Source organism: Kocuria sediminis (assembly GCF_009735315.1).
GTDB classification, from domain to species: domain Bacteria; phylum Actinomycetota; class Actinomycetes; order Actinomycetales; family Micrococcaceae; genus Kocuria; species Kocuria turfanensis.
Window position 1 is genome coordinate 67,339 of the sequence record NZ_WOGU01000010.1, and the last position, 26,984, is coordinate 94,322.

Annotated in this window: 24 protein-coding genes; 20 read left to right on the forward strand and 4 right to left on the reverse strand. The window is 74.6% G+C overall.

The annotated features are described in order from the left end of the window. Positions 1-38: 38 nt before the first annotated feature. From GMA12_RS12675 to GMA12_RS12685, 3 genes are all read right to left on the reverse strand, one after another. On the reverse strand, positions 39-710 hold the full coding sequence (locus tag GMA12_RS12675; protein ID WP_156269864.1) for a hypothetical protein: 672 nt from the start codon (positions 708-710) through the stop codon (positions 39-41). Beyond that, positions 707-4,318: a TM0106 family RecB-like putative nuclease gene (locus GMA12_RS12680; RefSeq protein ID WP_156269865.1), complete on the reverse strand. Its 3,612-nt coding sequence runs from the start codon at positions 4,316-4,318 to the stop codon at positions 707-709. The genes GMA12_RS12675 and GMA12_RS12680 overlap by 4 nt, the downstream gene beginning before the upstream one ends. A 408-nt stretch (positions 4,319-4,726) precedes the next feature. Beyond that, positions 4,727-5,254 carry an inorganic diphosphatase gene (locus GMA12_RS12685; protein ID WP_156269866.1) on the reverse strand — a complete coding sequence of 176 codons (528 nt, stop codon included), beginning with the start codon at positions 5,252-5,254 and terminating at the stop codon, positions 4,727-4,729. 211 nt (positions 5,255-5,465) lie between these two features. Between GMA12_RS12685 and dacB the strand changes: the two genes are divergently transcribed. From dacB to GMA12_RS12785, 20 genes are all read left to right on the forward strand, one after another. Beyond that, the gene (dacB, locus tag GMA12_RS12690) at positions 5,466-6,893 is read left to right on the forward strand and encodes a D-alanyl-D-alanine carboxypeptidase/D-alanyl-D-alanine endopeptidase (RefSeq protein WP_162459803.1); all 1,428 of its coding nucleotides are present in this window, start codon (positions 5,466-5,468) and stop codon (positions 6,891-6,893) included. Positions 6,894-6,939: 46 nt separating this feature from the next. Beyond that, positions 6,940-8,097: an Rv3626c family coenzyme F420 biosynthesis-associated protein gene (locus GMA12_RS12695; protein ID WP_156269868.1), complete on the forward strand. Its 1,158-nt coding sequence runs from the start codon at positions 6,940-6,942 to the stop codon at positions 8,095-8,097. Positions 8,098-8,259: 162 nt separating this feature from the next. After that, a complete protein-coding gene (locus GMA12_RS12700) occupies positions 8,260-8,739 on the forward strand; it encodes a hypothetical protein (protein WP_047804727.1) in 480 nt (159 codons plus the stop codon). Beyond that, positions 8,736-9,866, forward strand: coding sequence for a tRNA lysidine(34) synthetase TilS (tilS, locus tag GMA12_RS12705; RefSeq protein ID WP_370831518.1), 1,131 nt, complete (start codon positions 8,736-8,738; stop codon positions 9,864-9,866). The genes GMA12_RS12700 and tilS overlap by 4 nt, the downstream gene beginning before the upstream one ends. Next, positions 9,856-10,407: a hypoxanthine phosphoribosyltransferase gene (gene hpt, locus GMA12_RS12710; protein WP_162459804.1), complete on the forward strand. Its 552-nt coding sequence runs from the start codon at positions 9,856-9,858 to the stop codon at positions 10,405-10,407. Before tilS ends, hpt begins: the two co-directional genes overlap by 11 nt. Before the next feature lie 204 nt (positions 10,408-10,611). Beyond that, on the forward strand, positions 10,612-12,720 hold the full coding sequence (ftsH, locus tag GMA12_RS12715; protein WP_156269870.1) for an ATP-dependent zinc metalloprotease FtsH: 2,109 nt from the start codon (positions 10,612-10,614) through the stop codon (positions 12,718-12,720). Positions 12,721-12,924: 204 nt separating this feature from the next. Further along, positions 12,925-13,470 carry a GTP cyclohydrolase I FolE gene (gene folE, locus GMA12_RS12720; RefSeq protein ID WP_370831550.1) on the forward strand — a complete coding sequence of 182 codons (546 nt, stop codon included), beginning with the start codon at positions 12,925-12,927 and terminating at the stop codon, positions 13,468-13,470. Between the two features lie 4 nt (positions 13,471-13,474). Next, positions 13,475-14,407: a dihydropteroate synthase gene (gene folP, locus GMA12_RS12725; RefSeq protein WP_370831521.1), complete on the forward strand. Its 933-nt coding sequence runs from the start codon at positions 13,475-13,477 to the stop codon at positions 14,405-14,407. Further along, a complete protein-coding gene (gene folB / locus GMA12_RS12730) occupies positions 14,404-14,865 on the forward strand; it encodes a dihydroneopterin aldolase (protein WP_156269872.1) in 462 nt (153 codons plus the stop codon). The genes folP and folB overlap by 4 nt, the downstream gene beginning before the upstream one ends. Position 14,866: 1 nt before the next feature. Next, complete coding sequence (gene folK, locus GMA12_RS12735) at positions 14,867-15,394, forward strand: 2-amino-4-hydroxy-6-hydroxymethyldihydropteridine diphosphokinase (RefSeq protein ID WP_162459805.1); 528 nt, start codon at positions 14,867-14,869, stop codon at positions 15,392-15,394. A 12-nt stretch (positions 15,395-15,406) separates the two neighbouring features. Further along, the gene (locus GMA12_RS12740) at positions 15,407-15,976 is read left to right on the forward strand and encodes a DUF3180 domain-containing protein (RefSeq protein ID WP_162459806.1); all 570 of its coding nucleotides are present in this window, start codon (positions 15,407-15,409) and stop codon (positions 15,974-15,976) included. Positions 15,977-15,986: 10 nt separating this feature from the next. After that, a complete protein-coding gene (locus tag GMA12_RS12745; RefSeq protein ID WP_156269937.1) occupies positions 15,987-16,499 on the forward strand; it encodes a PH domain-containing protein in 513 nt (170 codons plus the stop codon). Next, positions 16,496-18,028, forward strand: coding sequence for a PH domain-containing protein (locus GMA12_RS12750; RefSeq protein ID WP_156269873.1), 1,533 nt, complete (start codon positions 16,496-16,498; stop codon positions 18,026-18,028). Before GMA12_RS12745 ends, GMA12_RS12750 begins: the two co-directional genes overlap by 4 nt. Next, on the forward strand, positions 18,025-18,945 hold the full coding sequence (locus GMA12_RS12755) for a Rossmann-like and DUF2520 domain-containing protein (RefSeq protein ID WP_156269874.1): 921 nt from the start codon (positions 18,025-18,027) through the stop codon (positions 18,943-18,945). The genes GMA12_RS12750 and GMA12_RS12755 overlap by 4 nt, the downstream gene beginning before the upstream one ends. Then, positions 18,942-19,799, forward strand: a complete 858-nt coding sequence (gene panC / locus GMA12_RS12760; RefSeq protein ID WP_162459807.1) for a pantoate--beta-alanine ligase — start codon at positions 18,942-18,944, stop codon at positions 19,797-19,799. Before GMA12_RS12755 ends, panC begins: the two co-directional genes overlap by 4 nt. A gap of 66 nt (positions 19,800-19,865) precedes the next feature. After that, positions 19,866-21,392: a lysine--tRNA ligase gene (gene lysS / locus GMA12_RS12765; protein ID WP_162459808.1), complete on the forward strand. Its 1,527-nt coding sequence runs from the start codon at positions 19,866-19,868 to the stop codon at positions 21,390-21,392. A gap of 53 nt (positions 21,393-21,445) precedes the next feature. Next, positions 21,446-21,661 (forward strand): hypothetical protein, encoded by a 216-nt coding sequence (locus GMA12_RS12770; protein ID WP_156269876.1) that lies wholly within the window; start codon positions 21,446-21,448, stop codon positions 21,659-21,661. A 297-nt stretch (positions 21,662-21,958) separates the two neighbouring features. Then, the gene (locus GMA12_RS12775; protein ID WP_062736338.1) at positions 21,959-22,303 is read left to right on the forward strand and encodes a histone-like nucleoid-structuring protein Lsr2; all 345 of its coding nucleotides are present in this window, start codon (positions 21,959-21,961) and stop codon (positions 22,301-22,303) included. Positions 22,304-22,801: 498 nt separating this feature from the next. Continuing rightward, positions 22,802-25,366, forward strand: a complete 2,565-nt coding sequence (locus GMA12_RS12780; RefSeq protein ID WP_156269877.1) for an ATP-dependent Clp protease ATP-binding subunit — start codon at positions 22,802-22,804, stop codon at positions 25,364-25,366. A 131-nt stretch (positions 25,367-25,497) separates the two neighbouring features. Next, on the forward strand, positions 25,498-26,025 hold the full coding sequence (locus GMA12_RS12785) for an amino-acid N-acetyltransferase (protein WP_162459809.1): 528 nt from the start codon (positions 25,498-25,500) through the stop codon (positions 26,023-26,025). Here GMA12_RS12785 and GMA12_RS12790 read toward each other — a convergent pair. Beyond that, the gene (locus GMA12_RS12790; protein WP_156269878.1) at positions 26,009-26,983 is read right to left on the reverse strand and encodes an iron-sulfur binding domain-containing protein; all 975 of its coding nucleotides are present in this window, start codon (positions 26,981-26,983) and stop codon (positions 26,009-26,011) included. The two genes, GMA12_RS12785 and GMA12_RS12790, sit on opposite strands and share 17 nt — an antisense overlap. Between the last annotated feature and the right edge of the window lies 1 nt (position 26,984).

The window sequence follows — 26,984 nt, forward strand, 5'->3', positions numbered from 1 at the left end:
TCACCGCGGCGGCCCGGTCCCGGCGGCGCGGCCGGGGCTCACTCCCAGAACCGCGGCTCGATGTCCACGCCGCGGGCGAGCAGCTCGTCCTCCAGCGGCTCCCGGCAGATCAGGGGCAGGCGCAGGCAGCCGATCCGGTCGTCGGGGTCGAAGTAGGCCGTGAGCCGGTCGAAGCCCTGCCGGAACCGGGAGAGCTCCTTGGCGGTGGCGGCGACCTCCGTGAGGTCGGCGTCGGAGGCGAGCACCCAGAAGGACGCCGGGTCGGTGAGCTGCAGCAGCCCCACCGGACCCCCGGCGTCGTTGTTCTCGGTGCCGGCCCAGCCGGGCACGCGCAGCCAGCCGCCGGGTTCGGCCGCGCCCAGGGCCGGCGCCACGGGATCGTACGCCCACGCCCGGGCCCGTTGCAGCCACCACGGCGGGGCGGGCAGGTAGAGCGGGCCGTCCAGGTCCACGGGCCAGCGCGCGGCGGCGAAGGCCCCGGCGTCGACCCGGTCCCAGAAGTGCTCCGCGGTGAGGTCGGTGCCCACGCTGTTCAGGGCCGCGCCCGGATCGTCCCGCTGCATCCCGTGCCAGTAGGTGGGGCGGGTGGACACGCCCGCGCCGCGGAGCAGGGCGTCGAGCTCCTCGAGGTGGGCCGGCTCCCCGAGCACCACCGTCCGGCTCTCGAAGTGCAGGACGTAGGGCACGCGGGCCGGACGCTCGCCGCTCACGGCGCCCCCGGGCCCGCCCCGCGGCGGCACAGCCGGGTGAACCGGCCCAGCAGCTGCAGGCCCTCCGGGGTGGCGGGCAGGTAGTCGGTCAGGGCGGGGGAGCGCACGAGCACGGCGCACCACTGCCCGCGGGAGACCGCCACGTTGAGCCGGTGCGGGGACAGCAGGAACTCCATGCCCCGGTGGCCCTCGGCGGACGAGGCGGCCATGGACACGATCACCACGGGGGCCTCCTGCCCCTGGAACCGGTCGACGGTGCCCACCCGGACCCCGGCGCCCTCCTCGTCCCGCAGCCCCGCCGCGCGCAGCTCCTGGGCCACGAGATCGACCTGGGCGTTGTAGGCCGCCACCACGAGCACGTCCGCGGGGGTCAGCGCCACGGGCGGGGCGTCCGGGCCGGCCCGCCACGGGGTGCCCACGAACTCCCGGGCCAGCGCCACGACCTGCCGGGCCTCCTCCGGGGAGGCCGTGCGGTTGCCGGCGTGCTCGACGTAGCAGGTGCGCAGGCCCGGGGCCACGCCGGTGAGCTCCCGCCGGGACGCGGCCGGGGCGGAGCCCAGCCGCCCGGCGTAGGAGAGCTCGGAGACCGGCTCGCACAGCTCGGGGTGCATCCGCCAGGTGCGGTCCAGGAAGTAGCCGTACTCGGCGGGCAGCGTGGGCGACCCGTGGGAGAGCCAGCCGAGGGCGGACTCGTCGACGGGCAGGGGGTGGGTGCCCTGGGAGACCTGCGGCAGCTGCTGGGGGTCCCCGAGCAGCAGCAGCCGGCGCGCGGCGCGGGACACGGCCAGGGTGTTGGCGAGCGAGTACTGCCCGGCCTCGTCGACCACGAGCAGGTCCAGGGCCTCGTCCTCGAGGTACGCGGCGTTGGAGAAGTCCCACGCCGTGCCGCCGACCACGGCCCCGCCCTCGGCGAGGAAACCGGCGAAGTCCCGGCCCGCGAGCGTCCGCCAGGGCCCGTGCGCGGGGCGCCCGGCCGGCGCCTTCTTGCCGACGCGCTCGGCGGGCACGCCGCCCTTCGCGATCACCCCGCCCAGCAGGTTCTCCACGACCGCGTGGGACTGGGCCACCACGCCGATCCGCCACCCGGCCTCCACGAGCCGGCCGATGACGTGGGAGCCGAGGTGCGTCTTGCCGCTGCCGGGAGGACCCTGGACGGCGAGGAAGCTGCGGTCCAGTGCGCGCAGGGCCTCGACCACGGCGTCGATCGTGCCGCCGGGGCCCGCAACGGGCAGCGGCCCGCCGCCGGCCGGCCGCGGCGGCTCGCGCAGGAGCAGCCGCACCCCCGGCAGCTCGGGCAGCTCCGGAAGGGCGTCGGCGGTGCGGGCGGCCAGCGTCTGCAGCGACTCCTCGAGGGAGGCGGTGGCGATCGGCCGCTCCGGGGTGAGCGCCAGGGGCAGCTCGACCCAGGGCTCGGGGGCGGGGGCTCCGCGGGGGGTGCGCAGCCGCTCCCGCACGGTGAGCACCGCCGTGCCGTCCTCGCGCTCGTCGAGCTCCTCCAGGGCGGCGGTCCAGTCCCCGGCCCGGCCGCTGCCGCGTCCGGCGGCCTCCTCGGCGAGGTGGGCGGGAACGGGCGGGCCGTAGACCAGGAACAGCCCGGTGGCCCCCGGGCGGAGCGTGGAGCCCTCGCCGAACCGCCCCGCGAGGCGCAGCAGCCGGGTGGGGGCGGCGCTGCCGCGCTTGGCCGGGTCCTTCGCCCAGTCCTCCAGCACCTCCGCCCGCTGCACCACGAACACGTCGCGGGTGTCCTCCCAGTCCTCGACCGGGCCCTCCAGGCGGTCGAAGTGGGACCACCAGTACTGCTTGCGCTCGCGGCGGTGGTAGCCGGTGGCGGAGGCGACCATCGCCACGGCGGTGCGCTGCCGGGGCCCGAGGCCGCCGGCGGACCCCGGGCGGTCCAGGAAATCGCGCAGCCGCTGCTCCGCGTCCGTCATGGCGGTCCCGGGGAGCTCCTCGGCGGGCTCGGCCGGGGCCGGGGCGGGCCGGTGCCGCGCGGGGTCGGGGGAGATCCCGGCGAGGCCGAGCAGCCAGTCCCGCAGCCGCAGGGTCGAGAGACAGTCGTAGGCGTTGTAGTCGGCGATGCCCGCGAGGATCCGGTCCGCCTCCTCCGCCCGTCCGGCGTCCCGGGCGGCACAGGAGTCGGCGTAGGCCACCACCGACGCCCCGGCGTCCACCACGTCCCCGGTGCGCAGGCGCCGGCCCATGTACAGCGGCTCCAGCTTCTTGATGGAGTAGGAGTTCTCGGACAGCCGCAGGCTTCCTCGCACGGTGTCGTAGAGGTCCACCAGGACGTTCTCGCGCAGCAGTCGGTCCACGGCGTCCTCGCCCACGGCGTGCACCAGGGAGAGCCGGCGCAGGGCCGCCTTCTCGTAGTCGGCGTAGTGGTAGACGTGCATCCCGGGGAAGCGCTCTCGGCGCTCGGCCACGTAGTCCAGGAACTCCCGCAGCGCGGCGCGCTCCTGGTCCCGCGAGTGGGCCCAGAACGGCCGGAAGACGGGTTCGGCGCCCGGGGCGGGGGGCTGTTCGACGACCCCGAAGAGGTACTCGAGCCCCCAGGACGCCGGGTCCTCGGGATCCTGCCACAGGGGATCGCCCTCGAAGTCGAAGAACACGTCCCCGGGATCCGGGGCCGGCAGCCGCCGCAGCGGCTCCGTGGAGGTGACCCGGTAGGCCGTGCGGTGGGTCCGCCCGTCCTTCGTCCACTCGACGGCCCCGTCCTCGCCGCCGCGGCCCGTCTGCATCGCGGCCTGGTCCCGCAGCCTGCGGACCGCGGCCGGCAGCTGCGGTCCCTCGAGCCCGGCGAGCTCATCGACGGTGCGCACCCCGTGCCGCTCCCGCAGCGTGCGGCGCATCCGCACCGACATGCCGGCGGTCAGCAGCAGGTCCCGGTGCTCGGCGACGGCCCGGGCGCAGTGCCCGCAGCGCCCGCAGCGGCCCACGCGGTCGTCGTGCCACCGGACGGGACCGGTGCCCGCCCGGTGGGCGGCGGCGGCGGCCACGAAGCGCTCCCGGCGCTCGCGGTAGACGGCCAGGTGCTCGGCCACGGGGAAGACGGCCTCGCGCTGGTCTCCCAGGACCAGCGTGACCTCCGGCGCCACGGGAGCCCCCGCCCGCTCCAGCTGGTCGGCGTAGGCGGCGAGCTGGAGCAGGGCGGTGACCTTGGCGTGCCGGGCGAGCTTGGTGTCGTGGACGGCGTAGGCGCCGTCCGGGCGGCGGACGAGGAAGTCGGCGCGGCCGTGGAAGCCGCCGTCGAAGAAGGAGGCCTGGAAGACGACGTCCGCCCCGGCGCGGAGGGCGGCCAGGGACTCCGCGTGCTTGGCCACCAGCCCGGTCCGGTCCGTGCCGCGGGCCGGTTCGACCTCGTAGACGCCGCGGCCGGTCTCCGGGTCCCAGGGGCCGAAGACCGTCCGGTGGGCGGCGAGGACCCGGTGCTCGTGGGCGTCGCCCAGGGCGGCCGTGCGGGCGCGCATCGCGTCGCGCTCCTCGGGGCGACGCGGCGCCCGGCCGAGCAGCTCGTCCAGGACGCTCAGGCTCGCGAACGGGCACTCGGCCGCGCGCACCAGGTCGCTCGCGGAGAAGACGAGGTCCGCCTCGGGGCCCAGCAGGAACATGCGCATCCTTCCGACGGGCCCGGGGCCGTCCCGGGTCCGGGACCATCGAACCACAGGGGCCGGACGGCGTAGGGCGGGGCGGACGGGGATCGGCCGGCAGGTCCGAGGACCTGCCGGCCGACTCCCGGCGGCGGCGGAACCGGTCCGCCGGGATGGGCCGGGAGAGATCGGTGGATCGCGGCGCGGGTGGGGGACCCCCGCCGCCACCGGGCACCTCTCGGGTGCGCACCGGCGACCTCGATCCCGGCCGGCGGCCCGGATGCCATGGGGGGATGCATCCCGGACCGTCGGGCCGGCTGAGCCGGCCGGTCCCAATATAACGAAATTCATGGAGTTGCCACAGGGGTCGGGACGCGGCGGGGGCCGGGGACCGGTGTGGTCCCCGGCCCCCGCCGGTGCGCCGCCCGCTCAGTCGGTGGACGCGGCCTTCTCCTCCGCCTCGGCGGCGGACTCGAAGTGCGACTGCTCGAAGCGCTCGAGAGCCTCCGCAACGAGGCGCTCGGCCGTCTCCCGGCCCTCCCAGCCCTCGCCCTTGACCCACTTGTTCGGCTCGAGGTCCTTGTAGCGCTCGAAGAAGTGCTGGATCTCCTTGAGCTTGAACTCGTCGATGTCGTCCAGGCCCTGGATGTGGTCGTAGCGCTTGTCGGTGGACACGCACAGGATCTTCGCGTCCCCGCCGGCCTCGTCGTTCATGTTGAACACGGCGATCGGACGGGACTCCACGAGCACGCCCGGGACGATCTCGAAGTCCAGCAGCACGAGGGCGTCCAGGGGGTCGCCGTCCTCGCCCAGGGTGTCCTCGAAGTACCCGTAGTGCGCCGGGTACTGCATCGAGGTGAACAGCACGCGGTCCAGGCGCAGGCGGCCGGTCTCGTGGTCGATCTCGTACTTGACGCGCGATCCCCGGGGGATCTCGATGGTGACGTCCAACTCCATGGTGTTTCTCCTCGTGCGTGCGAAGGCCGGCGGAGCCCCGGGTCGTCCGGGGCGGCCGGACAGGGCTGACAGCGGCCGGGCACGGCCGCACCACCCGGCGGGGTGGGGGCAGATCCGCCCCCCACGATAACCGCGGCCCCGCGGGCGGCGGTAACCGCCCGGGCGCGGGACACGCCGGGACGGAGCTGCCGCACGGGCCACAATGGGCACCATGCACACCCCCCGGCGCCCCGCGCCCGGCCGCCGGCGCCGGGTCCTGGCCACCCTGCTGCTCGCGCTCGGCGCCGGCCTGGCCGGCTGGTCCCACCCGGTCTGGCTCCCCGCGCTGCACCCCGGAGGAGCCGTGCCGCCGGCGGCACGAGCCCTCCCCTCGGCCGCGCCCACCCCGCACGGCGCGGTGCCCCCGGACCCGGGCGCGCCGCTGCCCGCCGCCGCCGAGGTGGCGGCGGCGGTGGGCCCGGCGCTCGACGGCGCCTCCGCCGGGCGGCGCTCCGTCCTGGTGGCCGACGCCCTCACCGGTGCCCCGCTGCACGAGCAGGACCCGGACGCCGCCCTCGTGCCGGCCTCCAACCAGAAGCTGGTCACCCTCCTGTCGCTGCTGACCCACGCCGACCCCGGGGAGCGGCTGCGCACCGCCGTCGTCGCGGGGGAGGACCCGGACACGGTCGTGCTCGTCGCCGGGGGCGACACCCTGCTGCGGCCGGGCCTCTCCGACCCGCACGCGGTGCAGGGCCGCGCCGGCGTGCGGACCCTGGCCCAGGACACGGCTCGCGCGCTCGCCGCCCGGGGGACGGGCGCGCCCAGCACCGTGCGGTGGGACGCCGGGCTCTTCGCGGGCCCGGCCCTCAACGAGGCTTGGGCCGCCGGGGACGTCGCCGCCGGGCAGATCGGGCCCGTGGCCCCCATGGCGTTCTGGTCCCACCACGTGCCGGCCGGGGACCTGGCCTCGCCCGCGCGCCCCGGCGACGCGGCGGCGGACGTGGCCGCGGTCTTCGCCGCCGAGCTCCGGGCGGCCCTCGCCGCCGAGGGGGTCGCCGCCCCGCCGTTGCGGCTCGCCCCCGGACCGGCGCCCCGGGGAGCGGCCGAGCTGGCCGCGGTGGAGTCCGCCACCCTGGCCGAGCAGGCCGAGCTGATGATCCAGGACTCCGACAACCACCTCGCCGAGGTGCTGTCCCGGATCGCGGCCCGGGCCGCGGGCCACCCGGGCAGCATCACCGGCGGGCGCGAGGCCGCCGCCGAGGCGCTCGCGGCCCGCGGGATCGACCCGGCGGGCCTCGTGCTCTCCGACGCCTCCGGGATGTCCCTGGACAACCGGATCCCCGCCCGCGCCCTCGAACGGGTGGTGCGGGCCATGGTCGTGGACGGCACCGGCGCGCTGGCCCCGGGGGCCCGCGCGCTGCCGGTGGCCGGCGCGTCCGGCACCCTCGCCGACCGGTTCGACGACGAGGCCGAGACCGCCGCCCGGGGACTGGCCCGGGCCAAGACCGGCACGCTGAACACGGTGGTGTCGCTCAGCGGCCACGTCAGCACGCGGGAGGGACGGCTGCTGACGTACGCCGTGGTGCTCAACGAGGTCGCCGACCCGGCCGCCGCGCGCGACGCCGCCGACCGCGCCGTGGCGGCCCTCGCCGGACTGTGACGTGCGCGCGGCGGGAGCTCCCAGGCGCGTGTGGTTGCATGAGGCCATGACCGCAGCACACCGCATCCCGGAGTCCTCGACGCCCTCGGCGGCGCCGGGGATCGTCCGGTGGGACCTCGCCGCCGCCGCCGCCGCGCGGATCACCCCGCCGGGGCCGAAGATGTCCGCCGGCGCCATGCAGGTCGCGGTCGCGTCGATGCGCCGCCACGCCGAGGCGTCCGTGGACCACGTCCACCGCATCACCGGGCTGGAGGCCGCCCGGGACCTGCGGGACTCCACGGTCCTGGTGGTGGACCGCGCCGGGTGGGCCCGTGCCAACGCCCAGACCTTCCAGCTGCTCATGGAGCCGGCGGTGGAGGCGCTGCGCCGCCGCCGCCCGGAGCAGTTCGGCGCCGCCGCCACCGCCCTCGGCGGAACGGCCACGGCCATGGAGATGGCCGCGGTGCTCGGCTTCCTCTCGTCGAAGGTCCTCGGCCAGTACGACCCCTACGCGGGACTGGTCTCCGCCCTCGCCGCGCAGCGCCACCCGGGCGGGCGGCTGATGCTCGTGGCCCCCAACATCCTGACCGTGGAGCGGGAGCTCAACGTGGAGCCCGAGGACTTCCGGCTGTGGGTCTGCCTGCACGAGCAGACCCACCGGGTCCAGTTCGCCGCGGCGCCGTGGCTGCGCGCGCACATGATGGAGCAGATCGACGAGCTCGCCGACTCGCTCATGGGCCAGGCCGAGACGCTGGGCGCCCGGCTCACGGAGGCCGTCCGGTCCCTGCCGGGGCGGGCCATCGGCCGCGGGGAGTCCCAGCCCTCGCTCGGCGTGGTGGGCCTGCTCATGGGCCGGCGGGAGCGGGAGGTGCTCTCCCACCTCACCGCCGTGATGAGCCTGCTCGAGGGGCACGCGAACTTCGTGATGGACGGGGTGGACGCCTCGGTGGTGCCCACCGTCAGGACGATCCGGCGGCGCTTCGAGCGCCGCTCGGAGCTGCAGGGCAGCCTGGACCGCTTCGTCCGGCGCCTGCTCGGCATGGACGCGAAGATGCGCCAGTACAGCGACGGTCAGCGCTTCGTCTCCGGCGTGGTGCAGGCCGTGGGGCTGGAGGAGTTCAACAGGATCTGGGAGGCTCCGGAGCACCTGCCCACGGAGGCCGAGATCCACGCCCCGGAGCGCTGGGTCGAGCGTGTCCTGGGCGCCGGCGCGCCGCGCGGCTGACCCGTCCGCGCCCACGGCGCCGCACAATGTGCTACACCTCGCCTACCCCGCGCTGACATGCAGTTTCATCGAGTTTTCGGGGTGCGCGGACCGGCGCGACGGCGGCGGTCACAGGCCGACACGCGGTAGGTGAGGATCACCTTTGTGTGACAGTATTTTTACGTGAGCACAGAGAATATCGAACAGCAGGTCAAGCTGTACGGCCAGCCCCTCTCGGAGCGCTTCGGCACCGTGGTGCAGGCCTACGGCATCACGCAACGGCGCCTGGCCGAGGTCCTCGGCCTCTCCGCCCCCATGCTGTCACAGCTCAACAGCGGTCGCCGGATCAAGATCGGCAACCCCGCGGTCTACGAGCGCCTCGTGATGCTGGAGCAGCGCATCGGCACCCCGGACATCGAGGAGACGCTCTCCGCGGTGGAGGCCTCGCAGCCGGTGCTGTCCACCACGCAGATCCAGGCCGGCATCCACAGCGAGACCAACGCCGTGGCCGCCCTGGCCCATGTGGTCCCGCAGCGTGAGCTGGAGGCCGCCCTCGACCTGCTGGGCGACACCGCCCCGACCCTCGCCAAGGTCGTGCGCCTGGCCGTGCGGGAGGCCCAGAACCAGCAGGCCGCGAGCGCCCGCGAGGACGCCCGCCGGTGACCCAGTTCGCCCGCCGCGGCCGGCTGTCCCCGGACGTCGCCGCGGGGCGCCGCCGTGTGCTCGACGCCGTCCGGGAGCACGTCCCCCGGACCCGTCCGGAGCCTCCGCTCGTGCTGGTCGCCTGCAGCGGCGGGCCCGACTCCCTCGCCCTGGCCGCCGCGGCGGCCCACTTCGCCCGCCGCGGCACGCTGCGCGTGGGCGGGGTGGTGGTGGACCACCGCCTCCAGGAGGGCTCCGCCGCGGTGGCCGAGCGCACCGCGCGCACCCTCGAGGACCTGGGGCTGGCCCCCGTCGTCGTGACCGCCGTGACCGTGCACCGGGACGGCGGCGGACCGGAGATGGCCGCCCGCACCGCCCGCTACGCGGGGATCGCGGAGGTCGTGGCGCGCACGGGCGCGGACGCCGTGCTGCTCGGGCACACCCTCGACGACCAGGCGGAGTCCGTGCTGCTGGGCCTCGCCCGCGGCTCCGGCACCCGCTCCCTCGCCGGGATGCCCCCGGTGCGCGCGCTCGACGGCGTGACCTACCTCCGGCCCTTCCTCGACCTCTCCCGCGAGCAGGCCCGGCGGATCTGCGCCGCCGAGCAGCTCGAGCCCTGGCACGACCCCACGAACCGGGACACCTCCCTGATGCGCTCCCGGGTCCGCCACCGGGTGCTCCCGCTGCTGGAGCAGGAGCTCGGGCCCGGCCTCGCCCGCGCCCTGGCCCGTTCCGCGGCGATCCTGGGCCCGGACGCCGACTACCTCGACGCCGCCGCGCGCGAGCTGCTCGAGCGGGCCCGGGCCGCCGCCCCGGAGCTTCCGGGCTCGCTGGCCCTGGACCTGGCGACCCTGCGCGCGGCCCACCCCGCGCTGCGGCGCCGCGCCCTGTCCGCGGCCGTGGTGGCCGCCGGCGGGGAGACCCCCGCCCACGAGCGCCTCGGCGCGCTCGACGCCTTCGCCGAGGAGCACGGGGCCGCGGGGCCCGTGCAGATGGCGGGTAAGGTGTCCGTGTGGCGCCGCCGCCCGCCGGCAGGCACCCGTGGTCCGGGACACCTGGAGCTCGTCCGCCCGCGCACCGCGGCCGGAGCGGGCGCCGCCGGCCCGCATCCGATTGACGCATCACACGAGGAGCGCCGTGAAGGCTGAGGACGTCCAGGGGGACCTCACCGAGGTCCTGTTCAGCAAGGAAGAGATCGAGGCGAAGATCGCCGAACTGGCGGCGGCCGTCGACGCCGACTACCAGGGGCGGGACGTGCTGCTCGTGGGCGTGCTCAAGGGCGCGGTCATGGTCATGGCCGACCTGTGCCGGGCGCTCCAGGGCCAGTACCCCATGGACTGGATGGCGGTGTCCTCCTACGGCTCGGGCACCAAGTCCTCCGGCGTGGTCCGCATCCTCAAGGACCTCGACACCGACCTCTCGGGGCGCGACGTCCTGATCGTCGAGGACATCATCGACTCGGGGCTGACCCTGTCCTGGCTGCGCGCGAACCTGGAGTCCCGCCGCGCCGCCTCCGTGGAGGTCTGCGCGCTGCTGCGCAAGCCGGAGGCCGCGAAGACCGCCATCGACGTCAAGTACGTCGGCTGGGACATCCCCAACGAGTTCGTGGTGGGCTACGGGCTGGACTACGACGAGAAGTACCGCAACCTCGACTGCATCGCCACGCTCGCCCCCCACGTCTACGCGTGAGCGGGGTGCCCGGCGGATGTCCGCCGGGCACCCCCGCCGGCCCGCGTCCGAGCCCGCTGTCCGCTGACAGGGAACTCCCGGCCCGTTCCGGGGGAGACCCGCCGTGCGGGCTGTACATTGAAGGTCTGCGTCCCCTGGACCCCCGGCCCTGGGCGGGCCCCGGCTCGAGGGGCCCGGACAACCATCCACGGGAGGATCAGCGGCTTGGCCACGGCGAAAAAACCCAACAGCTTCTTCAGAGGACCCTGGTTCTGGGTCCTTCTGGCCGTTCTGGTCCTCTTCCCGGTCGTGGGCTCGCTCACGACCGGCGCCGGCAACCGCGTGGACACCAACGTCGGGCTGCAGCTGCTGCGCGACGGGCAGGCCTCCGAGGCCAAGATCTACGACGGCCAGCAGAAGGTCGAGCTCCAGCTCGAGGAGGACCTCAGCCTCGACGGCCGTGACCTCGGGCGCAGCGTCGAGTTCTACTACGTCACCCCGCGCGGCGAGGAGGTCGTCGACGCGATGAACGCGGCCGACCTCCAGGGCTTCACGGACCAGCCGGTCGAGTCCAACTGGTTCACCAGCCTGCTCGGCTTCCTCCTGCCGTTCCTGATCATCCTGGCCATCTTCTGGTTCGTCTTCTCCCGGATGCAGGGCGGCGGCTCGCAGGTGATGCGCTTCGGCCGCTCCCGGGCCAAGATGTTCGACAAGGACAACCCCACGGTCACCTTCGCCGACGTCGCCGGGGCCGACGAGGCCGTCCAGGAGCTGGACGAGATCAAGCAGTTCCTGGTGGAGCGCGACCGCTTCACCGCCCTCGGCGCCAAGGTCCCCAAGGGCGTGCTGCTCTACGGCCCGCCCGGCACCGGCAAGACCCTGCTCGCCCGGGCCGTGGCCGGGGAGGCCGGGGTGCCCTTCTTCTCCATCTCCGGCTCCGACTTCGTGGAGATGTTCGTGGGCGTGGGCGCCTCCCGCGTCCGGGACCTGTTCCAGCAGGCGAAGGAGAACGCCCCCGCGATCATCTTCGTGGACGAGATCGACGCCGTGGGCCGCCAGCGCGGCGCCGGCATGGGCGGGGGCAACGACGAGCGGGAGCAGACCCTCAACCAGCTCCTGGTCGAGATGGACGGCTTCGACGCCACCACCAACGTCATCCTCATCGCCGCCACCAACCGCCCGGACGTCCTCGACCCGGCGCTGCTGCGCCCGGGCCGCTTCGACCGGCAGATCGGCGTGGAGGCCCCCGACATGAAGGGCCGCCTGCAGATCCTGCGGGTGCACGCCCAGGGCAAGCCGCTGGCGGACAACGTGGACCTCGCCGGCGTGGCCAAGCGCACCCCGGGCTTCACGGGCGCCGAGCTCGCCAACGTGATGAACGAGGCGGCGCTGCTCACCGCCCGGTCCCACGCCCAGCTCATCGACGACCGCGCCGTGGACGAGGCGATCGACCGCGTCATCGCCGGTCCGCAGAAGCGCAGCCGGATCATGAAGGAGCTCGAGCGCAAGGTCACCGCCTACCACGAGGGCGGGCACGCGCTCGTGGCCGCGGCCCTGCGCAACACGGACCCGGTCACCAAGATCACCATCCTGCCCCGGGGCCGCGCCCTGGGTTACACCATGGTCATGCCCCTGGACGACAAGTACTCGACCACCCGCAACGAGCTGCTCGACCAGATGGCCTACGCCATGGGCGGGCGGGCCGCCGAGGAGATCGTGTTCCGGGACCCCTCCACCGGTGCCTCCAACGACATCCAGAAGGCCACCGACACCGCCCGCAAGATGGTCACCCAGTACGGGATGAGCGCCCGCGTGGGCTCCATCAAGCTGGGCGGGGACAGCTCCGAGCCGTTCCTGGGCCGCGACGCCGCCGGCGGGGGCCGGGAGTACTCCGAGCACACCGCCGCCATCGTGGACGAGGAGGTGCGGGCGCTGCTCGACCAGGCCCACGACGAGGCCCACCAGATCCTGATGGACAACCGTCCCGTCCTCGACCGCCTGGCCCTGGAGCTGCTCGAGAAGGAGACGCTGAACGAGGCGCAGGTCGCGGAGATCTTCCACGACATCCGCAAGCGGGACCTGCGCCCGGTGTGGCTGTCCAAGGACACCCGCCCGCTCTCGGAGGACCCGCCGGTGGTCACCCAGGCCGAGCGTGAGGAGGCCCGGCGGATCCACGCCCAGGACCCCGCGACCCTGGCACCCCAGGACCAGGCGGCCGCCGCGAAGCCGGAGCACCCCCTGGAGGTCCCCGAGCGCGGCCACTCCGTGCCGTCGGGGGAGGGCACCGGGTCCTCGAGCGCCGCGGAGTCCGCCCCGGGCCCCGGCACGGACTGAGCCGGGCCTAGGATGGAGCGACAGCCGGTCGCGTCCGCCGACCCCCGTCGCGTCCGGCAGACCCGGCAGATCCCGAAGGAGGGCGCGTTGCCCCACGAGGCCCACACGCACACGCACGACCTGGCCGCGGAGGCCTTCGAACCGCCCTACCCCGATCCTGCCCCCGCGCTCGAGGCCGGGGCCGGGGCGGTCGACCAGCGCCGCGTGGCCGCGGCCGTCCGGGAGCTGCTGCTCGCGATCGGCGAGGACCCCGACCGGGACGGCCTGCAGGGCACCCCGGGACGGGTCGCCCGGGCGTACGCGGAGATGTTCGCCGGCCTGCACCAGGACCCCGCCGAGATCCTCGGGACGACCTTCGACATCGGCCACTCGGAGATGGTCCTGGTCAAGGACATCCCCTTCTACTCCACGTGCGAGCACCACCTCGTGCCCTTCCACGGCCACGCGCACGTGGGCTACATCCCCGGCTCCGACGGCATGGTCACCGGGCTGAGCAAGCTGGCCCGGCTGGTGGACCTCTTCGCCCGCCGCCCGCAGGTGCAGGAGCGGCTCACCACTCAGATCGTCGAGGCGATCGTGGAGCACCTGAGGCCCGCCGGCGTGATCGTGGTGATCGAGTGCGAGCACCTGTGCATGTCGATGCGCGGGGTGCGCAAGCCCGGGGCGAAGACCGTGACCTCGGCCGTGCGCGGGCAGCTGCGCGAGACCGCCACCCGCGCCGAGGCCATGAGCCTCATCCTGGGGCGCTGAGCCGGTGACCACGACGACCCGCACCGCGCACGGGCCCCTCGGCTGGGGCACCTACGAGGACCTGCCCACCGGCCGGACCCTGGTCATGGGCGTGCTCAACGTCACTCCCGACTCCTTCAGCGACGGCGGGGAGCACGCCGGGCACGAGGCCGCGATCGCCCACGGGCTGCGGCTGCTCGCCGAGGGCGCCGACGTCCTCGACGTCGGCGGGGAGTCCACCCGCCCGGGCTCGGAGCGGATCACCCCCGCCGAGGAGCAGCGCCGGATCCTGCCCGTGGTGGAGGCCCTCGCCGCGGCCGGGGCGGTCCTCAGCGTCGACACCCTCCACGCCGCCACGGCCGCGGCGGTGCTCGACGCCGGGGCGCACCTCGTCAACGACGTCTCGGGGCTGTCCGTGACCCCGGAGATGGTCGAGCTCGTCGCCGAGCGGCAGGCGCCGTACGTGCTCACGCACGCCCGGGGCACGCCGGCGACCATGGACGGGCTGGCCGACTACGACGACGTCGTCGACGACGTCCTGGCCGAGCTGGAGACGCTGCGGGACCGGCTGGTCGCCGCCGGCCTGGCCCCCGAGCGGATCGTGCTGGACCCGGGGCTGGGCTTCGCCAAGCGCGGGGCCCAGAACTGGGCGCTGCTGCGCGCCCTGCCGCGCTTCACCGCCACGGGCCACCGGGTCCTGGTGGGTGCCTCCCGCAAGCGCTTCCTCGGCGCCCTGCTCGAGACGCACGGCACGGCCCGGCCTCCGGCCGGGCGCGACGCCGCGACCGCGGCGGTCAGCGCCCTCTCGGCCCACGCGGACGCGTGGGCCGTGCGGGTGCACGACGTCCGTGCGAGCGCCGACGCCGTGGCCGTCGCGCACGCGTGGCGCGGCACCGAGCCGGCCGTCCTGCGCCCCGGTGCCCTCCGGGCGGACGCGACCGGGGGAGGGGCCCGATGAGCCGCCTGCCGCGCGAGGAGGCCGACGCCGGGCGCCTGCGCGCCGGGGACCGGGCCGGCCGCCAGCACGTGCCGGCGGCCTCGCCGCGCGTGCCCGACCGCCGGGACCGGATCAACCTGCTGGGCGTCGGCGCCGTGGGCTACCACGGGGTCCTGGACCAGGAGAAGCGCAGCGGGCAGCCGTTCTTCGTGGACCTGGTGATGTACCTGGACCTCTCCCGGGCCGGGGCCGAGGACGACGTCGCCCTGACCGCCCACTACGGCGAGGTCGCCGAGGAGGTGCGGGACATGGTGATCGGCCCCAGCGTGAACCTGCTCGAGACCCTCGCGGACCGCATCGCCCGCCGCCTGCTCGAGCGCTTCCCCCTCGAGGCGGTGGAGGTCACGGTGCACAAGCCGAAGGCGCCCATCGAGGTGACCTTCTCCGACGTGTCCGTGACGATCTACCGGGAGCGCTGACGTGGGCACCCTGGCCGTCCTCGCCCTCGGCGCCAACCTCGGCGACCGGGAGGACACCCTGCGCCGGGCCGCCCTGGACCTCGCCGCCCACCCCCGGATCACCCTGACCCGGGCCTCGCCCGTGGTGCGCTCCAAGCCGGTCGGAGGCCCTCCGGACCAGGGCGACTACCTCAACGCGGTGGTCGAGGTGGACACGGACCTGAGCCCCTTCGGCCTGCTCCGGGCCTGCCAGGAGGTCGAGCAGCTCCACCACCGCACCCGGACGCAGCGGTGGGGACCGCGGACCCTGGACATCGACATCGTCGTCTACGGCGAGCTGCGCTTGGACGAGCCGGACCTGACCGTCCCGCACCTGCGCGCCGCCACGCGGGCGTTCGTGCTGGTGCCCTGGGCGCTGATGGACCCCGCGGCGACCCTGGAGGGGCGCCGGGTGGCCGATCTGGCCCGCGAGGCCGAGGACCTCGGCGGCCTGGGGCCGGACACCGTGCCGCTGCTGCCCGCCGGGCCCGGCGGCGAGGACCGGGACTGAGGAGGCCGCGCCGTGCACGTGCTCACCGTCCCGGCCCTGCTGCTGTGCGCCGCCGCCGCCGGAGCCCTCGGCTGGACCGCCAACCGGCTCTCCACGGGGGCGGGCGGCCCGCTGCTGATCCTGCCGTGGGTCTCGCTCGCGGCCGTCGCGGCCGCCGCCGTGGCCCTGCTCGTGCTGGGCGTGCGGGTCAAGCGCTACCAGGAGGGCGCGCACCCGGAGCGCTTCGACCCCCTGGTGGCGGCCCGCACCGCCGCCGGCGCGCAGGCGGCGGCCTGGGCGGGGGCCGTGCTCACGGGCTGGCACGCCGCCATCGCCGTCGACCAGCTGGCCCTGCTGACGGTGCGCTCCGAGCAGGGACCGCTGTGGGCGTGCCTGGCCCACGCCGCGGCCGGGCTGGTCCTCGTCGTCGTCGGCTGGATCGTGGAGGGCTTCTGCAAGCTCCCGCCGGACGATCCCGACGCCGAGGAGGACGCCGCGTACGGTAGGGGACGGCAGAAGGAGCTCCCCGAGGGAGAAGGTGGTTATGCCCGAGAGATCCGCGAACGGCCCCGGGCGCGGCCCCGCGGCCGGGACGCCCGGTGACCGGGTGCCGCTGAGCAACCGGGCGATCGACCCGGACGGGCTCGTGTGGACCCGGGTCTCCCCCCGGCACGTCACGGTGACCGTGCTGTCCGGGCTGGCGGGCACCGTGTTCTGGCTCGCGGTGGTGGGGTGGCCCGCGGTGCTGGCGGGCACGGGCATCTGGTCCGGGGCCCCGCTGGGCTGGCTGCTGCTGCCGCCCGCGGCGGTCCTGCTGATGGGCGTGCTCTCCGTCCTCCTGGCGCCCCGGCGGGTGCGGGCGATCGGCTACGCCGAGCGCGGGGAGGACCTGCTCGTGCGCCGCGGGCTGCTCTACCAGCGGGTCACCGTCATCCCCTACGGCCGGATGCAGTACGTGGACGTGTCGGTCTCCCCGCTGCAGCGCAGCTTCGGACTGGCCACCGTGAAGCTGCACACTGCGGCCGTCGGCAGCCACGCCGAGATCCCGGGGGTCGAGCACGCCGAGGCGTCGCGGCTGCGCGAGCGGCTCACCGCGCGCGGCGAGGCCCTCCTGGCGGGCCTGTGAGCGCCGCCCCGGGCCCCGCCCCGGCGCCGGCCCCGGCCGATCCGTGGCACCGCGTCCATCCGCTGACCCCGGTGGTGAAGGGGTGGCTGGCGATCCTCGTGCTCGCGGGCGGTTTCGTCAACATCGTGCTCGACGACCTCGTGAGCACCTATCTCGGCGGCCGGGACTCCCCGGCGCAGGACTTCGACCCCGGCCGGGTGGGCGCGGTGTTCTGGTGGGTGCTGGCCGGGATCGTGCTGCTCGTGCTCCTGGCGGCGGGCGCCGTCGTGCTCGTCGCGTGGTGGTTCACCCGCTACCAGGTGACGCCCGAGCACGTGCGGGTGCGCTCCGGGGTGCTCTTCCGCCAGGAGCGCCAGGCCCGCCTGGACCGGGTCCAGGCCATCGACATCCACCGGCCCTTCCTGCCCCGCGTGCTGGGCCTGGCCGAGCTGAAGTTCGAGGTGGCCGACGCCGGGCAGTCCGCGGTGTCCCTGTCCTACCTCACGCACGACCGGGCCCGCGCGCTGCGCGGCGAGCTGCTGGGCCGGCTCGGGCTGGCCGCCGCCGGCCCGGGAGGCCCCGCCGGCCCGGGCGGTCTGCCGGGGGCGCCCGCGCGGCGTGCCGCGCCGTGGGCGGCCACCGGCGACGAGGAGCGCCCGGTGCTCACGGTGCCCGTGCCTCGGCTGCTCGGCTCCGTGCTGGCCTCCGGCTCCGCCGTGGTCCTGGCCGCGCTGCTCCTCGCCGCCCCGGTCGCCCTCGTGCTCGACCCGGTGGCGGGGCCGGCGGTGCTCGCGGCCTGGCTGCCCGGGCTGATCAGCTTCGGCGCGGTGACCTACCGCCGCTTCGAGCAGGGCTACCGCTTCCGGCTGCTGCGCATCCCCGAGGGCATGCGGGTGCGCTACGGACTGTTCAGCGTCCGCTCCCAGACGGTCCCCGCCGGGCGGATCCAGGCGGTCGGGGTGGACCAGCCGCTGCTGTGGCGGCCCTTCGGCTGGTACCGGGTCCGGGTCAACGTGGCCGGCTACGGGCCCGCCGCGGGGGAGAGCGACGCCATGCGCTCGACCCTGCTGCCGGTGGGCACCCTGCCGGAGGTGCGCACCGTCCTGCACCTGGCCCTGCCCGGCGCCCGGGACGGGGACCTCGCGGCCCTGCTCGGGGAGGGCCTGCACGGCCTCGGCGCCCAGGGCCGCTACACCACCTCGCCGGCCCGGGCGCGGTGGCTCGACCCGCTGGTGCACCGACGCACCGGCTTCGCCGCGACGGAGGACGTGCTCGCCGTCCGGTCGGGCCGGCTGAGCCGCCGCACCGACCTGCTCCCGCACGAGAAGACCCAGTCCGTGGCCGTGTCCCAGGGCCCGCTCGAGCGCGCCCTGGGGCTCGCGGACGTCCACCTGCACTCGACCCCCGGCCCGGTGACCGTGGCCGTGGCGCACCTCGACACCGGGGACGCCCGGGCCCTGGCGGCCGCCCAGGCGGCGCACGCCGCCGGCGCCCGTAGACTGGCCGACGCCCCGCGCCACCCCCGAACCCCCCTGCAGGAGAGAGCATGACCCGTCCCTCGGACCGCCCCGGACGCCTCGGGGTGGGGATCGTCAGCGCCGGCAGGGTGGGCGCCGTCCTCGGCGCGGCGCTGCGCGCGGCCGGGCACGCCGTGGTCGGGGTCAACGCGGTCTCCGAGGCCAGCCGTGACCGGGCCGAGGCCCTCCTCCCGGACGTGCCCGTCCTGGACGTGCCCGCCGTCCTCGAGCGGGCCGAGCTCGTGCTGCTCGCCGTGCCCGACGACGAGCTGCCCGGGCTCGTGCAGGGCCTCGCCGACGCGCAGCTGTGGCAGGCCGGGCAGCTCGTGGTGCACACCGCCGGACGCTGGGGCACCGGCGTCCTCGACCCCGCCCGCCGGCTGGGGGCCATCCCGCTGGCCGTCCACCCGGCCATGACCTTCACGGGCCTGAGCCTGGACCTCGCCCGGCTGAGCGACTGTTCGTTCGGGATCACCGCGCCGGCGCCGGTGCTGCCCATCGCCCAGGCGCTCGTGGTGGAGATGGGGGCCGAGCCGGTGGTCGTGGCCGAGGCCGACCGCCCGCTCTACCACGCCGCCCTCGCCCACGGCGCCAACCACCTGATGACCGTCGCCGGGCAGTCGATGCAGGTGCTGCGCGACATCGGCGTGGAGCACCCGGACCGGATGCTCGGCCCCCTGCTGCGCGCGACCCTCGACAACGCCCTGGCCTCCGGGGAGTCGGCGCTGACCGGCCCCGTCGCGCGCGGGGACGCGGGCACCGTGGCCGCCCACCGCGGGGCCCTGGACGAGTACGCCCACGGGCACCAGGGGGACGACGTCCTGCTGGCCTACCTGGACCTCGCCCGCGTCACCGCCCGCCGCGCCCTGGACCGCGGCCTGCTCGACCGCCCCCGCTACGACGCCGTGCTGGCGGCCCTCGACCTCACCGACGGAAAGGACACCCCGTGACCACCTCCACCACCCCCCGCGTCTGCCGGGGCATCGGGGAGTTCCGCACCGCCCTCGCCGAGCGCCTCGCCGCGGTGCCCGGCGAGGCGTCGCTGGGGCTCGTGCCCACCATGGGCGCGCTGCACGAGGGGCACGCCCACCTGGTGCGCCTCGCGCGGGAGGAGAACGCCGTGGTCGCGGTCTCGGTCTTCGTCAACCCGCTCCAGTTCGGCCCGGACGAGGACCTCGAGCGCTATCCGCGCACCCTCGAGGCCGACCTCGAGCTGCTCGCCCGCTGCGGGGCCGACCTCGTGTTCGCCCCCGCCGTGGAGCAGATGTACCCCGACGGGGAGCCGCTGGTGCGCGTGACCGCGGGACCGCTGGGGGCCGTGCTCGACGGCGCCAGCCGCCCGGGCCACTTCGACGGCGCGCTGACGGTGGTCAACAAGCTGCTCAACATCACCGCCCCGCCCGGACCGGTCCCCTTCCGGGCCTACTTCGGGGAGAAGGACGCCCAGCAGCTGCTGCTGGTGCGCCGGATGGTCGCCGACTTCGACCTGCCGGTCACCGTCCGCCCCGTGCCCATCGTGCGCGACGCCGACGGCCTGGCCCTGTCCTCGCGCAACCGCTACCTCGACGCCGGCCAGCGGCACGCGGCGCTCGTGCTCCCGGCCACCCTGCGGGCGCTCGCGGCCGGGGAGCTGGACCTGGACGCCGCCCGCGCCCGGATCGACGCCGAGGACCAGGTCCGGCTCGACTACCTCGTCGTCGTCGACCCCCGCACGCTGGCGCCCGTGGCGCCCGCCCCCGGGACCCTCGCCCTCGTCGCGGCGCACGTGGGCAGCACGCGGCTGATCGACAACCTGGCCCTCTGAGGTCCCCTGCGCGGGCGTTCCCGGACCCCGGGGGAGGATTTGACCCCCGCGATATCCTGGACCACTGTGACCAACGCGCAGAACACCACCCCGACCGTCCAGGACCAGGCCGCCGAGCAGGCCGAGCTCTCGGAGCAGATGCAGTTCCGGCTCGCCAAGCGCGCCCGGCTGCTCGAGTCCGGCCGGGAGGCCTACCCCGTGGGCGTGGAGCGCACGCACACCCTCGCCCAGGTCCGGGAGGCCCACGGCCACCTGGAGCCCGGCGAGGAGACCGGGCAGTTCGTGGGCGTGGCCGGGCGCGTGGTGTTCGTGCGCAACACCGGCAAGCTGTGCTTCGCGACCCTCCAGGAGGGGGACGGCACCCGTCTGCAGGTCATGCTCTCCCTCGCGAAGGTGGGCGAGGAGGCCCTGGCCGAGTGGAAGCAGCTCGTGGACCTCGGCGACTTCGTGGCCGTCCACGGCGAGGTCCTCGCCTCCCGCCGCGGCGAGCTGTCCGTCATGGCCGACGCGTGGTCCATGGCCTCGAAGGCCCTGCGGCCGCTGCCCACGCTGCACAACGAGCTCAACGACGAGACCCGGGTGCGCCGGCGCTACCTCGACCTCATCGTCCGGCCCGAGGCCCGCGACGTCGTGGTGAAGCGGGCGCGGATCATCCAGACGGTGCGCAACGTCCTCGTCGAGCGCGGCTACGTGGAGATCGAGACGCCCATCCTGCAGCTGGTGCACGGCGGGGCGAGCGCCCGCCCCTTCGAGACCCACCTCAACGCCTTCGACCAGGACATGACCCTGCGGATCGCCACCGAGCTCTACCTCAAGCGCGCCGTGGTGGGCGGGATCGAGCGGGTCTTCGAGATCGGCCGGGTCTTCCGCAACGAGGGCGTCGACTCCTCGCACAGCCCGGAGTTCACCACCCTGGAGGCCTACGAGGCCTACGCCGACCAGTTCACGATGGCCGAGCGGATCCGGGAGATCATCCTCGCGTGCGCCGACGCCCTGGGCGTGGACACGATCGAGACCGACCGGGGCACGATCGACCTGCGCGGACCGTGGCGCTGGCTCTCGGTGTACCCCGCGCTGTCCGAGGCCGTGGGCCGGACGATCACCCCACAGACGCCCGTGGCAGAGCTCCGCCGGGTCGCCGAGGAGCACGAGGTCGCCGTGGACCCGGCCTGGGACGCGGAGAAGCACGTGCTCGAGCTGTTCGGGGAGATCGTGGAGCCCACGCTGATCCAGCCGACCTTCGTGTGCGACTACCCGCCCTCGGCGCAGCCGCTGGCCCGTCAGCACCGCTCCGAGCACGGGCTGATCGAGGCCTGGGACCTGATCATCGGCGGCATGGAGCGCGGCACCGCCTTCTCCGAGCTGATCGACCCGGTGGTCCAGCGCGAACGGCTCACCGAGCAGTCCCGCCGCGCCGCCGCCGGTGACGACGAGGCCATGCGCCTGGACGAGGACTTCCTGCGCGCCCTCGAGCACGGCGCCCCGCCCATGGGCGGGCTGGGCCTGGGCCTGGACCGGCTGATCATGCTCTTCACCGACCTGGGGATCCGGGAGACCATCCTGTTCCCCCTCATGAAGCCGGAGCAGGACTGAGCCCGTCCGCGGGCCCTCAGCCTCCGTCCAGACCGTCCCGGGAGAATCGCCCCATGGAATACATCGTCGTCCTGCTGCCCTCCATCAGCATCGGCATCATCTTCTGGTTGATCCTCCGGTCGATCTTCCGCGGCGACCGCACGGAGCGCGCCGCCGAGTCCCGCTCCCAGGAGGACGCGCAGCGCTGGTACGAGCAGATCCGCGAGCGCGACGGCGCCGACGTGCCCTTCGGCCACCGGCCGCGCCGCGGGCGCGGCCCGCGACACTGACCCGGCGCTCCTCCTCTCCGGCGCTTTTCCGATGAATGCGGATCGGTGCCGGGTTTCTTTCCCGAGTTTCTCCCGGGAATCCCACCGGAACGTATCCCCTTTTCCGTGCTGACGAATTGTGCCGCGAAATTGTAGGATAAAGTCGTCAGCACCGGGAACGGGAGTTCCCGGTGCCGCTCGGAATTCATGATCCGGGTCTTCCGTCCCGGCACGGGGGAATCAGCAGCAGTTCAGGTCGCGCCGGACCGGTGCGACCTCAGCAGGACGAACGCCGAAAGGCGGAGGAGAGTTTCAGCCATGGCACAGACCGTGAAGATCATTCTCGAGGACGACCTCGACGGCGGACCGGCCGAGGAGACCGTCCGCTTCGGACTGGACGGGACCCAGTACGAGATCGATCTCTCCGAGGAGAACGCCGCGAAGCTGCGCGACGCCGTGCGGCCCTTCATCGCCAAGGCCCGGCGGGCCCAGAGCAAGCAGTCCCCGAAGCAGGCGCGCTCCGGCGGCGCCCGCCCCACGGGCCGGTCCAACCCGGACACCGCCGCGATCCGGCAGTGGGCTCGCGAGAACGGCCACCCGGTCTCCGACCGCGGCCGCATCCACCAGGACGTGCAGAAGGCGTACTACGACGCCCACCAGTGACCCCGTCCGCACCGGTGGCCGGAGGACGACCCGGCACCGCCGCGGACACCAGCAGGAGGGGCCGGAATTCCGGCCCCTCCTTTTGTGTTCCGGGGGAGTTCCGCCGTGGTCTCGCCGTGGCGTCACCATAATGTTGACATAACACCGCCATAACACCGCCATATCCCGGCCATAACCCCGGCAGTTCTCCGGCGGGGTTCCGCGCGGACGGGTTCTGCGCGTGCCGCGTCCGTTCTGCGCCGGTCCGGGGCTATTGCCGCGCACGGCCCCCGTGCCGCCTCCGGAATAGCCGTGGGCCGGCGCGGGGAGAAGGACGTCGGAATTGCGCCGGTGACGTGCGCTTTCGGCGGTGCGGACGCACATTCCGATATCGGCCGGGCCTTTTCCCCGGCGCGGGCCGAGCCGGTGCCGGCGCCCCGTCTCGCCGGTGGCGAACAGCCCCCCGATCGGGCTCCCGGGTGCGTAGCATCGTCTGCAGACATCGACTGAGGAGTATCCATGTTCGAACGCTTCACCGACCGCGCCCGCCGGGTCGTGGTGCTGGCCCAGGAAGAGGCCAGGATGCTCAACCACAACTACATCGGCACCGAGCACCTCCTGCTCGGGCTGATCCACGAGGGCGAGGGAGTCGCCGCCAAGGCGCTCGACTCGATGGGCATCACCCTCACCGGCGCCCGCGAGCAGGTCCAGGACATCATCGGCCCGGGCCAGCAGGCCCCGTCCGGGCACATCCCCTTCACCCCGCGCGCCAAGAAGGTCCTCGAGCTCTCCCTGCGCGAGGCCCTCCAGCTCGGCCACAACTACATCGGCACCGAGCACATCCTGCTGGGCATCATCCGCGCCGGCGAGGGCGTGGCCGCGCAGGTGCTGACCAAGCTCGGCGCGGAGCCGCAGAAGGTGCGCTCCACCGTGCTGGAGCTGATCTCCGGCTATCAGGGCGGCGGGACCCCCGAGAAGGAGGGCGCCGGCGTGCGCTCTGCCGGGCAGTCCGAGGGCACGCCCGCCGGTTCGGCGGTGCTGGACCAGTTCGGCCGCAACCTCACCGCGGCCGCCCGCGAGGGCAAGCTGGACCCGGTCATCGGGCGCTTCCGCGAGATGGAGCGCGTGATGCAGATCCTCTCCCGGCGCACCAAGAACAACCCGGTGCTGATCGGCGAGCCCGGCGTCGGCAAGACCGCGGTCGTCGAGGGCCTGGCCCAGGCCATCGTGCGCGGCGACGTCCCGGAGACCCTCAAGGACAAGCACCTCTACACCCTGGACCTCGGCTCCCTCGTGGCGGGCTCCCGCTACCGCGGTGACTTCGAGGAGCGGCTCAAGAAGGTGCTCAAGGAGATCCGCACCCGCGGGGACATCATCCTGTTCATCGACGAGATCCACACGCTCGTCGGTGCCGGCGCGGCCGAGGGAGCGATCGACGCCGCGTCGATCCTGAAGCCCATGCTCGCCCGCGGTGAGCTGCAGACCATCGGCGCGACCACCCTCGACGAGTACCGCAAGCACATCGAGAAGGACGCCGCCCTGGAGCGCCGCTTCCAGCCGATCCAGGTGGACGAGCCCTCCGAGGCGCACGCCGTGGAGATCCTCAAGGGCCTGCGCGACAAGTACGAGGCGCACCACCGCGTCTCCATCTCGGACGAGGCCCTCGAGTCCGCCGTCCACCTGGCGGCGCGCTACATCTCCGACCGCTTCCTCCCGGACAAGGCGATCGACCTGATCGACGAGGCCGGCGCGCGGCTGCGGATCAAGCGGATGACCGCTCCGCCGGAGATCAAGGAGCTCGACGACCGCATCGTCGAGGTGAAGCGGCTCAAGGAGGCCGCCATCGACGGCCAGGACTACGAGAAGGCCGCCTCGCTGCGCGACACCGAGCAGAAGCTCATCGCCGAGCGCGACGACAAGGACCGGGCCTGGCGCGAGGGCGGCGACGAGCTCGCCGAGGTGACCCCCGAGGTCATCTCCGACGTCCTCTCCGCCTCCACCGGGGTGCCCGTGTACAAGCTCACCGAGGAGGAGACGGGCCGTCTCCTGCACATGGAGGACGAGCTGCACAAGCGCATCATCGGCCAGGACGACGCCATCAAGGCGCTGTCCCGCTCGATGCGGCGCACCCGTGCCGGCCTGAAGGACCCGAAGCGGCCCGGCGGCTCGTTCATCTTCGCCGGCCCCACCGGCGTGGGCAAGACCGAGCTCGCGAAGGCGCTCGCGGAGTTCCTGTTCGGGGACGAGGACGCCCTCATCACCCTGGACATGTCCGAGTACCAGGAGAAGCACACCGTCTCGCGCCTCTTCGGAGCCCCTCCCGGCTACGTGGGCTACGAGGAGGGCGGCCAGCTCACCGAGAAGGTGCGCCGCAAGCCGTTCTCCGTGGTCCTCTTCGACGAGGTCGAGAAGGCCCACCAGGACCTGTTCAACTCCCTGCTGCAGATCCTCGAGGACGGCCGCCTGACCGACTCGCAGGGCCGCGTGGTGGACTTCAAGAACACCGTGATCATCATGACCACGAACCTCGGCACCAAGGACATCTCGCGGGCCGTGCCCGTGGGCTTCCAGACCGGGGTGGACTCCGCCTCCAGCTACGAGCGGATGCAGGCCAAGGTCCAGGACGAGCTCAAGGAGCACTTCCGCCCCGAGTTCCTCAACCGCGTGGACGAGATCATCGTCTTCCCGCAGCTGACGGAGCCGGAGATCGTCCAGATCGTGGACCTCTTCGTGGCCCGGCTGCAGGAGCGGCTGCGGGACCAGGGCATGTCGATCGAGCTCACCGACGCCGCCAAGGTGTGGGTCAGCCGCCGCGGCTACGACCCCGCGATGGGCGCCCGGCCGCTGCGCCGCACCATGCAGCGGGAGATCGAGGACCGGCTCTCGGAGAAGATCCTCTTCGGGGAGATCAGCTCCGGCGAGAAGATCACGGTGGGCACCGAGGGCGAGGGCGACCAGGAGGTCCTCACCTTCTCCTCCACCCCGATGTACGACCTGACCGGCGACGGCATGGTCGACCCGATGGGCGGCTTCGAGGACGTCGAGGTCGTCCGCGGGGACGGGGAGCGCGGCGCCGAGGGCTGAGCCCCTCCCCGCCGGACGGAAGGGCCCGCTGCGCACTCGCGCGGCGGGCCCTTCCGCGTCCCCCGAAGTGCGGGCGGTCTCGGGGCGACATGCCCGGCGGCCTGCGGAGTTAGCGAGCGTACACTTGCCGCGTGACCGAACTGCGCCTGCGACCCGCCCGCACCTCCGACGTCCCCGCGATCAAGGAGCTGGTGGCCCCGCTGGCCCGGGCCGGGGTGCTGATCAACAAGGACACGGTCGCCTACTACGAGGGCATCCAGGAGTTCCTCGTCGCGGAGAGCGCCGACGACGCCCCGGGGCACCTCGTCGGCTGCGGGGCCCTGCACGTGATGTGGGAGGACCTCGGCGAGGTCCGGACCCTGGCCACCTCCGAGACCTGGCGCGGGCGCGGCGTGGGGCGCACCCTGCTGGCGGGGCTCATCGAGCGGGCCCGGGCCGTGGGGGTCTCCCGGGTGTTCTGCCTGACCTTCGAGGTCGACTTCTTCCGCCGGCACGGCTTCGAGGTGATGCCCAACCAGCAGCAGCTGGACCCGGACGTCTTCGCCGAGCTGATGCGCTCCCACGACGAGGGCGTGGCCGAGTACCTCGACCTGGCCCGGGTGAAGCCGAACACGCTCGGCAACACCCGGATGATCCTCGAGCTCAGCCCGGAAGGCTGATCCCCGCGGGGCCGCGCACCGCCAGACCGTCCTGGACCAGCCCGTCCAGGGCGCGTCGCCGCTGCTCCTCCGGGGCGCCGAGACCGTGCAGGGCGTCCAGGGCGCGCAGGGCCTCCGGGGCCAGCCCGGCGCCGGTCGCGACGTCCACCGGGCCGGTCAGGTGCGGCTCCGGCACGGGGTCGCGCCCGGCCCGCAGCACGGCCATCACGGCGCCGCGGACCTGCCGGTCCGTGCCGTGCCAGCTCTGCCCCCGGGGCGCCTCCGCGGGCTCGGGCCGGCCCGCGGCGACCCACGCGCACGCGTGCCGGACGGGGCACTGCTCGCAGCGCGGCGAGCGGGCGGTGCAGACCACCGCGCCGAGCTCCATCACCGCCTGGTTCCAGCGCACGGCGAGGGCGTCGTCCTCCGGCATCAGCCGCTCGGCGAGCCGGGTCTCCGCGGCCGTCAGGGAGCGGGACGGCAGCGCCCGTCCGGAGACCACGCGGGCCTGCACGCGCCGGATGTTGGTGTCCACCACGACCTGCCGGTCCCCGAAGGCGAACACCGCGATCGCGGCGGCCGTGTAGGCGCCCACGCCGGGCAGGGCCAGCAGCTCGTCGTGCCCGGCCGGGACGCGCCCGCCGTGGCGCTCGGTGATCTCGACCGCGGCCGCGTGCAGGCGCAGGGCCCGCCGCGGATAGCCCAGCCGGCCCCAGGCCCGCACCGCCTCACCGGTGCTCGCGGCCGCGAGGTCGGTCGGGCCCGGCCAGCGCTGCAGCCACGCCCGCCACACCGGCAGCACGCGCACCACGGGGGTCTGCTGGAGCATGAACTCGCTGACCATGACACCCCACGGGGAGCAGTCCGGGTCCCGCCACGGAAGGTCCCGGGCGGCGACGTCGAACCAGCCGGTCACGGCGCGGTGCAGGTCCGGCAGGCCGGGGTCCACGGCGGGGGCGGGGGCGGGAACGGAGCTCATC